Below are 17,284 nucleotides of genomic sequence, written 5' to 3'. Positions count from 1 at the left end.
CCATGGGGAACGAAGAAAAGCTTCGCGGATACCTCAAGCGGGTCACGGCGGATCTGCAACGTGCCCACCAGAGGATTGAGGAGGCCGAGAAGTGGGACAGGGAACCGATCGCCGTCGTGGCGATGGGCTGCCGCTACCCCGGCGGCATCGGCTCACCCGAGGAGCTGTGGGACCTGTTGGACCGCGGTGACGACGTCATCACGGCCTTCCCCGACAACCGGGGCTGGGACCTGGCGGCGCTCTACGACGCCGACCCCGGGGCGACGGGCACGAGCTACACGGCCGCGGGCGGGTTCCTGCACGACGCCGACCGGTTCGACGCCGCGCACTTCGGCATGAACCCGAGAGAGGCGGCCGCCACCGACCCGCAGCAGCGGGTGCTGCTGGAAGTCTGCTGGGAAGCGCTGGAACGGGCCGGGATCGGCGTCTCCTCGGTCAAGGGCAGCAGCACCGGCACCTTCGTCGGGGTCATGTACAACGACTACGGATCGCGACTGCACACCGTGCCCGCCGAGTTCGAGGGGTACGTGGGCAGCGGCAGCGCCCCGAGCCTCGCCTCCGGCCGGATCGCCTACACCTTCGGGTTCCAGGGACCCGCCGTCACGGTGGACACCGCCTGCTCCTCCTCACTGGTCGCCGTGCACCTGGCGGCGCAGTCACTGCGGCGGGGCGAGTGCACGCTGGCGCTCGCGGGAGGCGTCACGGTGATGTCGTCGCCGAGCACGTTCGTGGAGTTCAGCAGGCAGCGCGGGCTGGCACCGGACGGAAGGTGCAAGCCGTTCTCGGCGGATGCCGACGGCACCGGCTGGTCCGAAGGCGCAGGCGTGCTCGTACTCGAACGACTGTCGGACGCGGTCCGCGCGGGCCACCCGGTGCTGGCGGTGATCCGCGGCTCGGCCGTCGGCCAGGACGGCGCGAGCAGCCGGCTCACCGCCCCGCACGGCCCCTCCCAGCAGCGGGTGATCAGGCAGGCCCTGGCCGCGGCAGGGCTGGGACCGGCGGACATCGACGTGGTGGAGGCCCACGGCACGGGGACCGCGCTCGGCGACCCCATCGAAGTCCAGGCCCTGCAGGCGACCTACGGCACCGGGCGGCCCGCGGGGAACCCGCTGTGGCTGGGCGCGGTGAAGTCGAACCTCGGTCACACCCAGGCCGCGGCCGGTGTCGCCGGACTCATCAAGATGGTCATGGCGCTGCGGCACGGCGCACTGCCCCGCACCCTGCACGCCGAACGGCCCCTGACCGGCACGGACTGGGAGTCCGGCGGGGTGTCGCTCCTCAGCGAGAGCCGGCCCTGGACGGCGGGCGACACGCCCAGGCGGGCAGGGGTGTCCTCCTTCGGCATCAGCGGCACCAACGCGCACGTCATCGTCGAGGAACACCACCCAGCGACGGACCGGGACACCCTGCCGGCCCCCGGGCCGGACGTCACACCCCTGCTGCTCTCCGCCCGGAGCGCGGAGGCGCTGCGGGCGGCGGCGGACCGGCTCCTGCCCCTGCTGGAGGGCCAGAACGCGCCGTCCCCGGCCGCCCTCGGCCACGCCCTGCTCACCGAACGCTCCGTCTTCGCGCACCGGGCCGTGGCCCTCGGCACCGGTCGCGCCGAACTGGGCGCCGCCTTGGCGGCCCTGGCACGGGGCGAGGACTTCCCGGGCCTGATCCGCGGCGTGGCCGCGACAGAGGGACGCACCGTCTTCGTCTTTCCCGGCCAGGGTTCGCAGTGGGTGGGCATGGCCACCGAACTCCTCGACTCCAGCGAGGTGTTCGCCTCCTGGATCGGCCAGTGCGCCGACGCACTGCGCCCGTACACCGACTGGGACCTCGTCGCCGCACTCCGCGGTGGCCAGGGAGCGCCCTCCCTGGAGCGAGTGGACGTGGTCCAGCCCGCGCTGTTCGCGGTCATGGTGTCCCTGGCCGAACTGTGGCGTTCGCACGGCGTGCGTCCGGACGCGGTGATGGGCCACTCCCAGGGCGAGATCGCCGCGGCCTGCGTCGCCGGGGCGCTGAGCCTGCCGGACGCCGCCCGTGTGGTGGCCCTGCGCTCCCGCGCGCTGGCGTCCTTGTCCGGCACCGGCGGAATGCTCTCCGTCGCGCTTCCCGCCCGGGAGGTGGCTGCCTTGTTGCCCGCCTGGGAGGGCCGGATCGCCGTCGCGGCGGTCAACGGGCCCCGCTCCACGGTGACGTCAGGTGACCCCCGGGCGCTGGACGAGCTCCTGGCCGCGTGCGAGCGCGACGGCGTACGGGCCCGGATGATCCCCGTGGACTACGCCTCGCACTCGCCCCACATGGACGTTCTGCACGACGATCTCACCGAGGCGCTGGCAGGGCTGGCACCGTGCCCCACGGATACCGTGTTCTGCTCGACCGTCACCGGCGGCCCCCTGGACGCGGCCGGCCTTGGCGCCGACTACTGGTTCCGCAACCTGCGCCGTCCGGTGCAGCTGGAGCGTTCCACGGCCGCTCTGCTGGAGAAGGGCTACGACTGCTTCATCGAGGTCAGCCCGCACCCGGTGCTGACGGTCGGACTCCAGGAGACGGTGGAGGAGCAGGGCGGCGACGCACTGGTGCTCGGCACCCTGCGCCGGGACGAGGGGGGCCCGCTCCGGTTCCTGACAGCCCTGGCACAAGCTCATGTCGGAGGCATCCCGGCCGACTGGTTGCCTGCACTGCCCGACGTCGGCGGGCCGCGGCCGGAGCTTCCCACGTACCCCTTCATGCGCAGCCGCCACTGGATCGAGGGGGCCTCGCCGTCGGCGCGTGCGGACCGGCTGGGCCTCGGCGCTACGGACCACGAACTGCTCGGCGCCGTGGTGAGGCCTGCCAGCGGCCAGGAAGTGCTGCTCACGGGCTCCGTGGGGGTGGACTCGCACCCCTGGCTTGCCGACCACGCCGTGGCGGACACGGTCCTGCTGCCCGGGACAGCGCTGGTGGACCTTGCCCTGCACGCGGCTGGACATGCGGGAATGGGCGGACTCGCCGAACTGGACCTGCGGGCGCCCCTGGTGCTGACCGCGGACGGGGTACGGCTGCAGGTGCTGGTGGGGGCACCTGGCGACACGGGAGCGCGGACGGTGGACATCCACTCCGCGCGCGGGGGACAGGACGACAGCGTGACGTGGCACCATCACGCGTCAGGAGTGCTGGCACCCGGAACACCGGCACCGGTGCAGGACGACGGCACCGCATGGCCGCCTGCGGGGGCCGTGCCGGTCGACCTCGCCGGGCACTACGACGCACTCGCCGACCGCGGTTACCACTACGGGCCCGCGTTCCGCGGCCTGCGGTCGGCCTGGCGGAGGGGCGACGAGGTGTTCGCCGACGTCGCCCTGGACGAGGAAGGCCCGCTGCGCGCCGACGGCTTCGAACTGCACCCGGCCCTGCTGGACGCGGCGCTCCACGCCACGACGCTGCTGTCCGGAGGCGAGGCCGACACGGTGCTGCTGCCTTTCGCATGGAGCGGAGTGTCCCTGTGGGCCACAGGGGCCACCCGGCTCCGGGTGCGTCTGAGCCGGCTTCCCTCGGGCGCGTACAGGCTCCGCCTCGCCGACGACACCGGGGCGGTGGCCGAGGTCGAGGAACTGACGCTGCGCCCGGCCCCGCACGATCTCGGCCGGGCGGGCGCCGAGCATCTGTACCGGATCGACTGGGCAGAGCTGCCGACGGGGGAGGCGCCCCGGGACCCGGGCCCGTGGGCGTTGCTGGGCGGCACCGACGAACTGGCGCACGCGCTGACGGAAGCGGGCGTTCGGACCGTACGTCTGCGCTCGCTCGACGAACTGGAGCCGGACGCGCCTGTTCCGGCGGCGGTGCTGGTGGACTGTGTCGGCGAAGCGGAGGAGGCCCGGCTGCCCCGGGCCGCGCGAGCTGCGGTGGGCCAAGCGCTGGAAGCGGTCCGGGCGTGGCGGTCGGACGAGCGGTTCGCCGACGCCCGGTTGGTGTTCCTCACCCGTGGAGCGGTCACGACCGCTACTGGGGGTGAGGTACCGGACCCCGCGCAGGCCGCTGTCTGGGGACTGCTGCGCTCGGCCCAGGCCGAGAACCCCGGCCGTTTCGTCCTGCTCGACACCGACGGCCGAGCGAGCTCGCTGGGTGCGCTCCCCGCGGCGCTGGCCTCGGGCGAGCCCCAGCTCGCCCTGCGCGACGGACTGCTGTCGGCCCCCCGCCTGGCCCGGTTCGGCGCCGCGCTGCGACCGCCCGCGGAAGAGGTGCCGTGGCGGTTGGACTTCGCCGGGCGGCACATCCTTGAGGGACTGGAGCTGGTGCCGAATCCGGAGGCCGCAGCGCCGCTCGGCCCCGGAAGGCTGCGGATCGCCCTGCGGGCCGCGGGAGTCAACTTCCGCGACGTGCTGATGACGCTGGGCATGGTGCCGGCCACCGCCGGGCTGCCGGGAGGAGAAGGCGCCGGAGTGGTGCTGGAGGTCGGCGAAGGCGTCACAGGCCTGGTGCCGGGCGACCGGGTGATGGGTCTGTTCGCCGGGGGCATCGGACCGGTCACGCTCGCCGACGCCACGATGGTCGCCAAGGTCCCCGCCGGACTGGGCTTCGCCCAGGCGGCCGCGCTGCCGGTCGCGTACCTGACCGCGTACTACGGCCTGGCCGACCTGGCGGGGCTGCGGTCGGGCGAGTCCCTGCTCGTGCACGCCGCCGCGGGTGCCGTCGGCAACGCGGCGGTCCAGCTCGCCCGGCACTGGGGCGCGGAGGTCCACGCCACGGCGAGCCCGCCCAAGTGGGACGCCGTGCGGGCGCTGGGCGTGCCCCGGGAGCGCATCGCTTCGTCCCGCACGCTGGACTTCGAGCCGCACGTGCTGCGGCAGACGGGCGGCGAGGGGGTTGATGTCGTACTCAACTCCCTAGCAGGGGAGTTCGTCGACGCCTCGCTGCGGTTGCTGCCCCGAGGCGGCCGGTTCATCGAGATGGGCAAGACCGGCATCCGCGCCGCCGACGAGATCGCCGCGGACCGTCCTGGCGTGTCCTACCGCGCGTTCGACCTGGGGGAGGCGGGCCCGACCAGGATCAAGGCGATGTTGGAGGAGGTCTCCGCGCTGTACGAACGCGGGGTGCTCCGGCCGCTGCCCGTTACTGCCTGGGACGTACGGCACGCCCCGGACGCCTTCCGGTACCTCAGCCAGGGACGCAACGTCGGCAAGGTCGTGCTCACGCTGCCCGCACCGCCGCGCGCACGAGGGACGGTCCTGGTCACCGGCGGGCTCGGTACCCTCGGCAGCCACATCGCCAGACACCTGGTGACCCGGCACGGCGTGCGGCGGCTGGTGCTGACCGGTCGGCGCGGCCCCGCCACCCCCGGAGCCGCCGCCCTGTGTGAAGAGCTGGCCTCACTGGGGGCCCGTGCCGAGGCGGTGGCTTGCGACACGGCGGACCGCGAGGCCCTGGCCGGAGTGCTGGACGCGATTCCCGCGGCCCATCCGCTGGTCGCGGTTGTCCACGCCGCGGGAGTGCTGGAGGACGGCGTGCTCGACTCGCTCACCGCCGAGGGCGTCGAGCGGGTGTTCCGGCCGAAGGTGGACGCGGCGGTCCATCTGGACGAGCTGACCCGCGACCAGGACCTGGACGCCTTCGTGCTGTTCTCCTCGGCGGCAGGCGTACTCGGCAGCGCAGGACAGGGCGGATACGCGGCCGCCAACGCCGTACTCGACGCGCTGGCGGCCCGGCGGCGCGCGGAGGGCCTGCCCGGGCTCTCCCTGGCCTGGGGCCTGTGGGTCGAACGCAGCGGCATGACCGGACACATGACCGATGCCGACCTGGCGCGCATGCGCCGCACCGGCCTGGCACCGCTGGAGACCGAGGAGGGCCTCGCCCTCTTCGACACCGCGCTGACCGCGCCGGACAGCGTGCTCGTGCCCACTCCCGTGGACGGCGCGGCACTGGGGCGGCAGGCCGCGCACGGTCCGCTGCCGCCGCTGCTGCGGCCGCTGGCCCAGGTCACCGTGGCGCGCCGCACGGCCACGGCACAGTCGCCCGCCACCGCCGACGGGGCGCACGCGCTGACGGACCGGCTGGCCGGCCTCACCGCCCCGGAGCGGACCCGCACCCTGCTCCAGGTCGTCCGCACGCACATGGCCGCCGCACTGGGCCACTCCTCGGCCGAATCGGTCGACGGCGGGCGCACGTTCAAAGAGGTCGGCTTCGATTCGCTCACCGGAGTGGAGTTCCGCAACCGGCTGGCGGCGGCGACCGGGCTGCGGCTGCCGGCCACCCTGGTCTTCGACAAGCCCACACCCGCCGCCCTCGTGGACCACCTCCTGGCACGCCTGGCCCTCGAAGAACCCACGGCGGCCGCCCCCGCGGGCCCGCTGCTGATCGAGGAGATCGACCGGCTGGGCGGGCTGCTGCTGGCTGCACCGGCAGGTGCGGAGGAAGGCGGTGCGGTGGCCGCCCGGCTGCGCGGCCTGCTCGCCCAGTGGCACGACCGGCACGGCGCGCGGGGCGGACCGGCCCCCGATGGCGACCAAGCGCTCTTCGACACGCTCGACAACGAGCTCGGAGTGGCCTGACCCCATGTGTCAGGTGATACGGCGCCCCTTCCGACTTCGTCCTCCAAGGAGTTGACAGCAGTGTCCAACGAGCAAAAACTCCGCGACTACCTCAAGCGTGCGACCGCCGACCTGCGCCAGGTGAAACATGCACTGGCCAAGGCGGAGTCCCAGGACCGGGAGCCGATCGCCGTGGTCGGTGTCGGCTGCCGCTTTCCCGGCGCGGTCGACTCCCCCGAGGGGCTGTGGGACCTGCTGGCGGCGGGCCGGGACGCCATAGGCGCGTTCCCGGTCAACCGGGGGTGGGACCCCGACGGGCGGTACGACCCCAATCCGGAGGCCGTGGGCCGCAGCTACGTCCGCGAAGGCGGATTCATCCACGACGCCGACCTCTTCGACGCCGAACTGTTCGGGATCTCGCCCCGTGAAGCCATTGCCATGGATCCCCAGCAGCGCCTGCTGCTGGAGACCTCGTGGGAAGCGGTGGAACGGGCGGGCATCGACCCCCACGCCCTGCGCGGCACCCGCACCGGAGTCTTCTTCGGCGTCATCGCGCAGAGCTACGGCCCCGCCCTACAGGACGCCGACTCCCAGCTCGGCGGCCATCTGCTGACGGGCACCACCAGCTCCGTCGCATCGGGGCGGGTGGCCTACACGCTGGGCCTGGCGGGTTCGGCCATCACAGTTGACACAGCGTGTTCCTCTTCACTGGTCGCGCTGCACCTGGCCGTCCAGTCGCTGCGCCGCGGCGAACACGACATGGCTCTGGTCGGCGGCGCCTCGGTCATGCCCACGCTCGGTGCGTTCGTCGAGCTGAGCAGGCAGCGCGCGCTGTCACCGAGCGGCCGGTGCCGGGCGTTCGCGGCAGACGCCGACGGTACGGGGTGGGGCGAGGGCGCGGGCGTGCTCCTCGTCGAGCGGCTGTCGGACGCCCGACGCCACGGCCACCCCGTGCTCGCCGTCGTCCGCGGCTCGGCCGTCAACCAGGACGGCGCGACCAACGGCCTGAGCGCGCCCAGCGGCCCCGCCCAGCAGAAGGTGGTCGAACAGGCGCTGCACAACGCCTGGCTCTCCCCGGACCAGATCGACGTCGTCGAGGCGCACGGCACGGGCACCGCACTGGGCGACCCCATCGAGGCCCAGGCGCTGCTCGCCGCGTACGGAAAGAGCCACAGCGCCGAAAAGCCCCTGTGGCTCGGCTCGTTGAAGTCGAACATCGGCCATACGCAGGCGGCTGCCGGAGTCGCGTCCCTTATCAAGATGATCCTGGCCATGCGGCACGGCGTACTGCCGCGGACCCTGCACGCGGACGAGCCGTCGCCGCACGTGGACTGGTCGTCGGGCACGGTACGGCTACTGACCGAGCCGGTCGACTGGCCGCCGGAGGCAGGACGGCCCCGACGCGCCGGGATCTCCTCCTTCGGCATCAGTGGCACCAATACCCACGTGATCCTCGAAGAGGCTCCACGCGACGACGTTACCGAGAAAGCGGACCCGGGACCCGACCCCGCCGCGGACGTACCGGGCGTAGTGGTCGTCCCCGTCTCCGGCGCGAGCGAGACGGCGCTGAGCGCCCAGGCACAACGCCTGGCGGGCCTCCTGCGCGACGACCCCGGCACGCCGCTGCGCTCCGTCGCGCTCGCGGCGGCGACCACCCGCGCCGCGCTCGGACACCGGGCCGCCGTCGTCGGCACCGGACGCACGGAAGTCCTCGAAGGCCTTGAAGCGCTGGCCGGCGGCCGTGAAGTCCCCTCGCTGGTGACCGGTTCGCCCGGCATCGACTCGCGACCGGTCTTCGTCTTCCCCGGGCAGGGCTCGCAATGGCCCGGCATGGCCGCCGAACTGCTGGTGCAGTGCCCGGCCTTCCGGGAGCAGGCCGACGCCTGCGCCGAAGCATTGGCCCCCTACCTGGACTGGTCTCTGCCAGAGCTACTGCGCGGGGCGGCGGACGCGCCCCCGATCGGTCGCGCGGACGTCGTCCAGCCCCTGCTCTTCACCGTCATGGTGTCCCTGGCTGCGGCCTGGCGCTCGTACGGGATCGAGCCGGGGGCGGTGGTCGGCCACTCCCAGGGCGAGATCGCCGCGGCCCACGTGGCGGGCGCGCTCGACCTGCCGGACGCGGCGCGGCTGATCGCGATGCGCAGCAAGCTGTGGACGCGGCTCTCGGGCAAGGGCGGCATGGTGTCCGTACTGGCACCTGCCCACCAGGTCAGGGAATGGCTCGCGCCCTGGTCGGACCGGATCGGTGTGGCCGCGGTGAACGCTCCGTCCACCACCACCGTGTCCGGGGACCCGGAGGCGTTGGAGGAGTTCGGGGCCCAGCTGTCACAACGGGGGGTGCTGCGCTGGCCGATCCCGGACGTGAACTTCGCCTCGCACTCCCCGCAGGTGGACCTGCTGCGCGACGAATGGCCCGGCGACATCGCCGGACTCCGGCCGCGAACCTCGCGCGTACCGTTCTTCTCGACCCTGACGGGCGACCTCCTGGACACCGCGGACCTGGACGTCGACTACTGGTTCAGGAACATGCGGGAGCCGGTCGAGTTCGAGCGGGCCACCCAGAAGATGCTGGCTGCCGGACACCGGTCGTTCGTGGAGATGAGCCCGCACCCACTGCTCGCACCCGCACTGGCGGAAACCGCGGAGGCCGCGGGCGCCGACATCGTCACGATCGGCTCGCTGCGCCGCGAGCACGGGGGAGCGCGGCAGCTGCTCACCTCGGTGGCCCAGGCGTGGGCCCGGGGCATCGCACCCGACTGGTCCGCCGTCTGCCCCGATGCCACGGCTTCCCGGGTCGAGCTGCCCACCTACGCGTTCCAGCGCACCCGCTTCTGGGCTGGGGACGTGTCCGTGGCCAGGGGCTCCGACGACGCGGGGCAGGCCGCTCTGCCTGAAGCACGGTTCTGGGAAGCGGTGGAACGCGAGGAGCCGACGGAGCTGGCCAGGCTGCTCGGCCGGGAGGAGAACGGCGGGCTGGCCGAACCGCTCAGCGTCGTTCTGCCCGCCCTGTCCGGATGGCGTCGGCGCGAGCGCGACCGGGCCCGTCTGGACGGCTGGCGGTACCGCGTTGCGTGGCAGCCTGTCGCCGAGCCGGAGTCGGTGCCGTCGGGCACGTGGCTGGTGGCCGTGCCCGACGGCTCCCCCGACCCCGGCACTGCTGAGCTGGTCAAGGGCGTACGGGAAGCACTCGCCGACAGCGGTGTGCGCACGGTCGCCGTGCCCGTGCACGCGCCGACCGCCGAACGGGCGGCGTTGGCCGGGCAGCTCGCCGACGTGGTGAACTCCCTGGTGTCCGTCACCGGGCACCCCGGTGACGGCGAACGGAACCGGCCAGCGGGCGTGGTGTCCCTGTTGGCGCTCGACGAACGCCCGCACGCCGCCCACTCCTTGCTGTCCGCCGGCCTGGTCGCCACCAACGCGCTCGTCCAGGCGTTGCTGGACACCGGGACGACGGCCCCGCTGTGGTGCGTCACGAGCGGCGCGGTGGCCACCGGGGACAGCGAACCGGTCTCCCCGGCACAGGCCCAGGTCTGGGGCCTCGGACGGGTCGCCGCGCTCGAACACCCCCGGCTCTGGGGCGGGCTCGTCGAGCTTCGCGAGCCGCACGACCCGGTGGCCCAGCGCCAACTGCGCGCGGTGCTGTCCGGGGCGGGGGACGAAGACCAGGTGTGCGTCTCCGCATCGCGGCTGCTGGGCCGCCGACTGCTGCCCGCAGAACCGGGAGGCCGACCCGTGACGGGTACATGGACGCCGCGCGGCACAGCCCTGATCACGGGCGGCCTGGGGGCAGCGGGCGCGCACATCGCGCGCTGGCTGGCCCGCCGTGGCGCCGACCACCTGGTGCTGGTGGGCCGCAGGGGGCCGCAAACGCCCGGCGCGGCCGAGCTGCGGGCGGAGCTGATGCAGCACGGGGCCCGGGTGACCGTGGCCGCCTGCGACGTGACGGACCCGGACGCGGTCGGGGAGCTGGTCGGGCGGGTGACGGCCGACGGGACGCCGATCCGCACGGTGGTGCACGCGGCTGGCGTGGGACAGCTCTCGCCGCTCGACGCCACCGATCCGGCCGAGTTCGCCTCGGTGGTGGCCATCAAGGCCAAGGGAGCGGACTGCCTGGCTGAGGCGGTGAACGCGACCGCGCTGGACGCGTTCGTGGTGTTCTCCTCGGTCGCGGCGGTCTGGGGGAGCGGAGGCCAGGGCGCGTACGCGGCCGCCAACGCCTACCTGGACGGCTTCGCACAGCTGCACCGCTCCCGCGGACTGCCCGTCACATCGGTGGCCTGGGGCGCGTGGGACGGTGACGGCATGGCCGCACGGCCGGAGATGGCAGACGTGCTGCGGCGCAACGGGCTGCGGAAGATGCCGCCCGGGTCCGCCGTCGCCGCACTGCGCCGGGCAGTGGAGCACGGTGAGACGTCGACGGTCGTCACCGACATGGACTGGACGCTCTTCGCCCCCGGGTTCACCGCCGCCCGTCCCAGTCCGCTGCTCGACGAGATCCCCGCGGCGCGCGATGCCCTGCAGGCGGGTGCCTGGCCCGCCGACGACACGCCGGGGCCGGGCCTGCGCGAGACCCTGCGACCCCTCTCGGACGCGGACCGCTACCGCACCTTGATCGACACCGTCAGCAGGCACGCAGCCGGAGCGCTCGGCCACGGCGCGACGGACCGCATCAGGCAGGACCAGGCGTTCCGGGACCTCGGCATCGACTCGCTCACCGCCGTCGAACTGCGCAACCGGCTCCGCAGAGCGACCGGCCTTCCGCTCCCCACCACGGTCGTCTTCGACTACGCGACGCCGGCCAAACTCGCCGCCCACCTCAAAGAGGCCCTGACGGACGACGCGGCGGACGGGCCGATGGACGCCGAGGAGCGCGAGATGCGTCGGCTCCTCGCCTCCGTCCCGGTCGGCCGGCTGCGCAGGACCGGGCTGCTCAAAGAGCTGTTGCGGTCCGCCGCCGACGGCTCGTCCGCCGGGACGGGCGACGACGCCGCGACCGGGCCGATCGAGTCGATGAACGCCGATGATCTGATCGCCATGGCCCTCAAAGCCTCCGACTCATGACCGCCCCCCGAACCAGTAGCGAGGACGAAGCCGTGGCTCCATCCGCCGAGAAACTCGTCGAGGCGCTGCGCAGCGCGTTGCGGGACAATGAACGGCTGCGTCAGCAGAATCACCAACTGGCCGAAACCGACCGGGAACCGATCGCGATCATCGGAATGGGCTGCCGGTTCCCCGGCGGGGTGGGCAGCCCGGAGGAACTGTGGGACTTGGTGGTCCAAGGCAGGGACGCGGTCTCCGAGTTCCCCGAAGACCGTGGCTGGCGCACCGGGGAACTGTACGACCCCGACGGCGGCCTCGGCCGCAGCTATGCGCGCGAAGGCGGCTTCCTGACCGACGCGGATGCCTTCGACGCCGACTTCTTCGGCATCTCGCCGCGCGAGGCGCTCGCCATGGATCCGCAGCAGCGACTGCTCCTCGAGGTCACCTGGGAGGCGGTCGAGCGCGCGGGCATCGACCCGCTGTCGCTGCGCGGCAGCGACACGGGCGTGTTCGTCGGCGGCCGGGCCCTGGACTACGGGCCCCGGGTGCACGAGGAGGTGCCCGAGCAGGTGGCGGGCTATCTGCTGACCGGCGGGTCCCCCGCCGTGATGTCCGGCCGCGTCTCCTACGTGCTCGGCCTGGAGGGTCCGGCGCTCACCGTGGACACGGCCTGCTCCTCCTCCCTGGTCGCCCTCCACCTGGCGACCCGCTCGCTACGCGCGGGCGAGTGCTCACTGGCGCTCGCGTCGGGCGCCGCCGTGATGGCCACCCCGGGGGCGTTCGTCGAGTTCAGCCGACAGCGCGGGTTGGCGCCCGACGGGCGCTGCAAGGCGTTCTCCGCCGACGCGGACGGCACCGGCTGGGGCGAGGGGGTCGCCGTCCTCGCCCTGGAACGGCTGAGCGACGCCCGCCGCCTCGGCCACGAGGTGCTCGCGGTGGTGCGCGGCAGTGCCGTCACTCAGGACGGCGCGAGCAACGGGCTCAGCTCGCCCAGCGGGCTCGCCCAGCAGCGGGTGATCCGCGAGGCCCTGCGCGCCGCGGACCTCACGGTGGACCAGGTGGACGTCGTGGAGGCACACGGCACCGGCACCCGGTTGGGCGACCCCATCGAGGCGCAGGCCCTGCTGGCCACTTACGGCACGCGAGGGCCTCAGCGGCCCCCGCTGCTGCTCGGCTCCATCAAGTCCAACATCGCCCACACCCAGGCGTCCTCAGGGCTGGGCGGCATCATCAAGATGGTCGAAGCCGTCCGCCGCGCCACCGTGCCGCCGACCCTGCACGCGCGGACCCCGTCACCGCACGTGGACTGGGAGTCCGGCGCGGTACGGCTTGCCACTGAGAAGACGGACTGGCCCGAGACCGGAGAGCCGCGCCGCGCCGCTGTGTCCTCCTTCGGCATCAGCGGCACCAACGCCCACGTGATCGTCGAAGAGCCGCCGCAGGACGGCGAGCGGACCGAACCCGCTCCCGCCACCGAGCTGTCCGCCGTGCCGTGGACGGTGTCGGGACACAGTGCCGAGGGACTGCGGGCCCAGGCACTGGCACTGCACGGGTTCACGGCCACGCGCCCCCAGGTGCGGCCCGCGGACGTCGCCCTGTCCCTGGTGACGACCCGCGCGGCGCTGGCGCACCGTGCGGTGGTCGTCGGCACGGATGGCGAGGACCTGCTCCGCGGCCTGGCGGCCCTGGCGGACGGCACGCCGAACGGCGACGTCGTCCAGGGTGTCGCCAGACCAAGCGCGAAGACCGCCTTCCTGTTCACGGGCCAGGGAGCCCAACGCCCCGGCATGGGCAGAGAGCTGTACACACACTTCCCGGCGTTCGCCACGGCGTGGGACGAGGTGTGCGGCCATCTGGATCCGCACCTCGACCGGCCTCTGAAAGAGATCGCGTTCGCCGAGCAGGGCACTTCCGAAGCGGCAGCACTGGACGAGACGCAGTGGACCCAGCCCGCGCTGTTCGCCTTCGAAGTGGCGCTGTTTCGCCTCCTGGAGTCCCTGGGCGTGCGTCCGGACGTGGTGGCCGGGCACTCGATCGGCGAACTGGCCGCGGTGACCGTGGCCGGCGTCCTGTCGTTGGCCGACGCCGCCGCGCTGGTGGCCGCCCGCGGTCGGCTGATGTGGGAACTGCCCGCTGGCGGCGCCATGGTCGCGCTCCAGGCCTCCGCGGACGAGGTGGCACCGCTGCTGCGGGGCCTCGAACACCAGATGGCGATCGCCGCGCTGAACGGTCCCCTCACCACCGTCGTCGCAGGAGACCGCGCCCCGGTCCTGAAGCTGGCCGAGCAGTGGCGCGAGAGCGGCAGGAAAGCGACCGTGCTGCGCGTCAGCCACGCATTCCACTCCCCGCACATGGACCCCATGCTGGACGCCTTCCGCGCGGTGGCCGAAGGCATCACGTACCGTCCGCCCGCCCTTCCCGTCATATCCGGCCTGACCGGCCGGGTCGCGGACCCCGCGGACCTCTGTTCGGCCGAGTACTGGGTGCGACACGTGCGTCAGCCGGTCCGGTTCGCACAGACCGTGGCCGCGATGCACGAGACCCAGGTCACGAGATTCGTGGAAGTCGGGCCCGACGCCGTTCTCACCCCCATGGCCCGGCAGTGCCTGCCCGAGAGCGCCGATGACCCGGTCGTGCCGGTGGCCCGCCGGGACACGTCCGAGGTCCGCGGGCTGCTGAGGGCGATGGGCGAGCTGTACGCGCACGGCGCGCCGGTGGACTGGGCCGCCGCCCTCGCTGGCACCGGCGCCCGGCGCACGCCGCTGCCGACCTACGCGTTCCGGCACCAGCGATTCTGGCTGGCGGACGCGCCCGCGGCCGCCGTTCCCGCCGCCGGCCTCAACGAGGTGTGCTCACCGCTGCTGAGCGTCGCGCTCGGGCTGGCCGACGGCGGCGGGTGGGTGGGCACCGCCGTACTGTCCCCGCGGCGCCAGCCGTGGCTGGCCGACCACACGGTCCAGGGAACCGTCGTGGTGCCGGGGACCGCGGTCGCCGAACTGCTGGCGGTCGCCGGCCGGGAACTGGGCCTGGACAAGCTCGCCGAACTCACCTCGCAGGCACCGCTGACCGTTCCCGAGGACGACGAACTGCACGTCCAGCTCGCGGTGGGCCCGGCAGCGGACACCACCGACCCGGATCGCGCCTTCACCCTGCACGCCCGGCCGGGATCGGACGGCGAAAGCCCGTGGACCCCGTACGCCACCGGCGTGCTCACGACCGGCGTGCCGGACGCCACCGGAGACTTCGGCTGGACCGCCGAAACCTGGCCGCCGGAGGACGCGATGCCGGTCGACCTGGATGAACTGCTCGACGGCCTGGACGAGACCGGCTTCACCTACGGCCCGGCCTTCCTGGGACTGCGGGCGGCCTGGCGGCGCGGCGACGAACTGTTCGCCGAGGCGGCGCTGCCCGAAAAAGCACAGGAGTCCGCCGCCCCCTACATCGTGCACCCCGCCTTGCTGGACGCCCTGCTGCGCCCGGTCGCCCTCGGCGCTCTCGCGAAGACCGGTGCGGACGGCGAACGGCGGCGCTACGGCCTGCCGTTCTCCTGGGCCGGCCTCTCCTGGCAGCGACCGGGCGCCACGACACTTCGCGGACGTTTCCGACCCGCGGGCGACGACGCCGTCGCCATCGAGCTCGCGGACGCCTCGGGAGCGCCGGTGGGCTCGGCCGACGCACTCGTGCTGCGCCCGGTCTCGCCCGGCCGCCTCGTCGGCTCCGGCCAGGCGTTCGCAGGAGACCTGCTCCACCTCGACTGGCGGCCGCTCTCCACCGGTTCGGTCACCCCCACGTCTGGATCCTGGGCCCTGCTGGACACCTCGGCGGGGGAGGAAGCGGGCCTCGCCGTGTGGCAGAAGCACCTCGCCGCCTGCGCACCAGCGGTCCACCGGGACAGCGCCGCACTGATCGCGGCACTCGACGCGGGCGAACCGGCCCCGGCCGTTGTGGTGGTGCCACCGCCCCCGACAGGGAACGCCCCACCGAGCACGGCCCTGCGCCAGAGGCTGCACCCTGCGCTGGAGACCGTCCAGACGCACCTGGCCGACGAACGTCTCGGTGCCTGCCGGACGGTGGTGCTCACCCGGTCCGCCACGGTGGCGACGGCCGCCGACGGCCCGCCCGACCCGGCAGACGCGGCGGTGTGGGGCCTGCTGAGGTCGGCGCAGTCCGAACACCCCGGCCGCTTCGTCCTGATCGACCTGGACACGGACGCCCCCACGGACCTGGCGGGCCTCATGGCGGCCGCCCTCGCCTCGGGCGAGCCCCAACTCGCCCTGCGGGGCGATACCTTCCTCGTACCGAGGCTGTCCAGGGCCAGCACCACAGCCTCTTGCGCCGAGCCCGTCGTCGACCCCCTCGGTACGGCCCTGGTCACGGGCGGCACCGGCGCGCTCGGCGCGCAGGTCGCCCGTCACCTGGTGACCCGGCACGGCATACGTGACCTGGTCCTCGTCAGCCGCCGGGGCCCGGCCGCCCCCGGGGCACAAGAGCTGCGGACCGAACTCACCGGCCTCGGCGCCCGCGTCACTCTGGAGTCCTGCGACATCGCGGACCGGACGGCGGTGGACCGCCTGCTCGCCTCGCTCCCGGCCGAACGCCCCTTGCGCACCGTCGTGCACACCGCGGGAACGGTCGCCGACGCCGTGCTCAGCTCACTCACCGCGGCAGACCTCGACGCGGTGCTCGGAGCCAAAGCGGACGGCGCCTGGCACCTGCACGAAGCGACGCGCGAACTGGACCTCTCGGCGTTCGTACTGTTCTCATCGGCCGCAGGACTCCTGGGCAGCGTCGGTCAGGGCAACTACGCCGCCGCCAACGCCGCCGTCGACGCGCTGGCCGCTCACCGCCGTGCCGCAGGCCTGCCCGCCGTGTCCCTGGCCTGGGGCTGGTGGGACCAGGAAGAAGGCATGTCCGGTCAACTGGGCGAGTCCGACCGCCGGCGCATCAGGGCCGCGGGACTGCTCCCCCTCTCGGCCGAACAGGGCCTCGCGCTCCTCGACGCGGCGCTGGCCACGGGCGGCGAACCCGGATCCGGGCCGCACAGCGCACTGCTGGCCCCGATGCGGCTGAACATCACGGCGCTGCGCGCCAGGGCCCGCACACATCCGGTCCCCGCGGTACTGCGCGACCTCGCCGGAGTGCCCGACACCCCGGGCTCCGGCGCCGGGGAACCGGCGGACCCGGAGGCCCGCCGCGCGCGGCTTGCACGACTGGCCGGACCGCAACTCGCCTCCGAACTGTCCGAGACCGTCGGCTCCACCGCCGCTGCCGTGCTCGGCCACGGCAGCGCCGAGGCGATCGACAACGAACGCGGCTTCCTGGACCTGGGGTTCGACTCGCTCACCGCCATGGAGCTGCGTACCAGACTCACCCGCCTGACCGGCCTGCGGCTCCCGGCCACCGTCATCTTCGACCACCCCAGCCCCGCGGCGTTGACCGACCACCTGTTCAGGCAACTGTCCAAGGAAACCGAACCGGCGCAGAGCAACGCCCTTGCCCGGGTGCGAAGCGACCTGAACTCACTGGAGGCCCTGCTGGCAGACCCCTTGCAGGAGGAGGACCGCAGGACGGTCACCGACGGGCTACGAGCCCTGCTGCGCCGGGTGGAGGCACCGCATGGCCGGCAGGAGCCGCCCGCGCGGGCCGATGTCGACGTGGAGAACGCGACGGCACAGGAACTCTTCGCCGTACTCGACGAAGTGTTCGACAACTCATGAGACGGCGCGGCGACGGAACGAAGGACTTGAGGGGTA

Annotated in this window: 1 protein-coding gene and 2 pseudogenes; all 3 read left to right on the top strand. The window is 73.5% G+C overall.

The genetic code is table 11. The features are described 5' to 3' along the window. Positions 1–2: 2 nt before the first annotated feature. Complete coding sequence (locus ACIO9J_RS41750) at positions 3–6,512, top strand: SDR family NAD(P)-dependent oxidoreductase (protein WP_402010770.1); 6,510 nt, start codon at positions 3–5, stop codon at positions 6,510–6,512. Between the two features lie 63 nt (positions 6,513–6,575). Beyond that, positions 6,576–11,552, top strand: a pseudogene (locus tag ACIO9J_RS41745) (type I polyketide synthase); the annotation flags it as partial. Between the two features lie 47 nt (positions 11,553–11,599). Next, positions 11,600–17,248 (top strand): annotated as a pseudogene (locus ACIO9J_RS41740) (SDR family NAD(P)-dependent oxidoreductase); the annotation flags it as partial. Between the last annotated feature and the right edge of the window lie 36 nt (positions 17,249–17,284).

This window comes from Streptomyces sp. NPDC087300 (assembly GCF_044744425.1).
Lineage (GTDB): Bacteria > Actinomycetota > Actinomycetes > Streptomycetales > Streptomycetaceae > Streptomyces.
Note: the sequence above shows the minus strand (reverse complement) of the source record. Positions and strands in the feature narration are given on the sequence as shown.

Excerpts from the sequence above, each read along its gene's own strand:
- ACIO9J_RS41750 (WP_402010770.1), top strand. The coding sequence starts at position 3 with ATGGGGAACGAAGAAAAGCTTCGCGGATACCTCAAGCGGGTCACGGCG.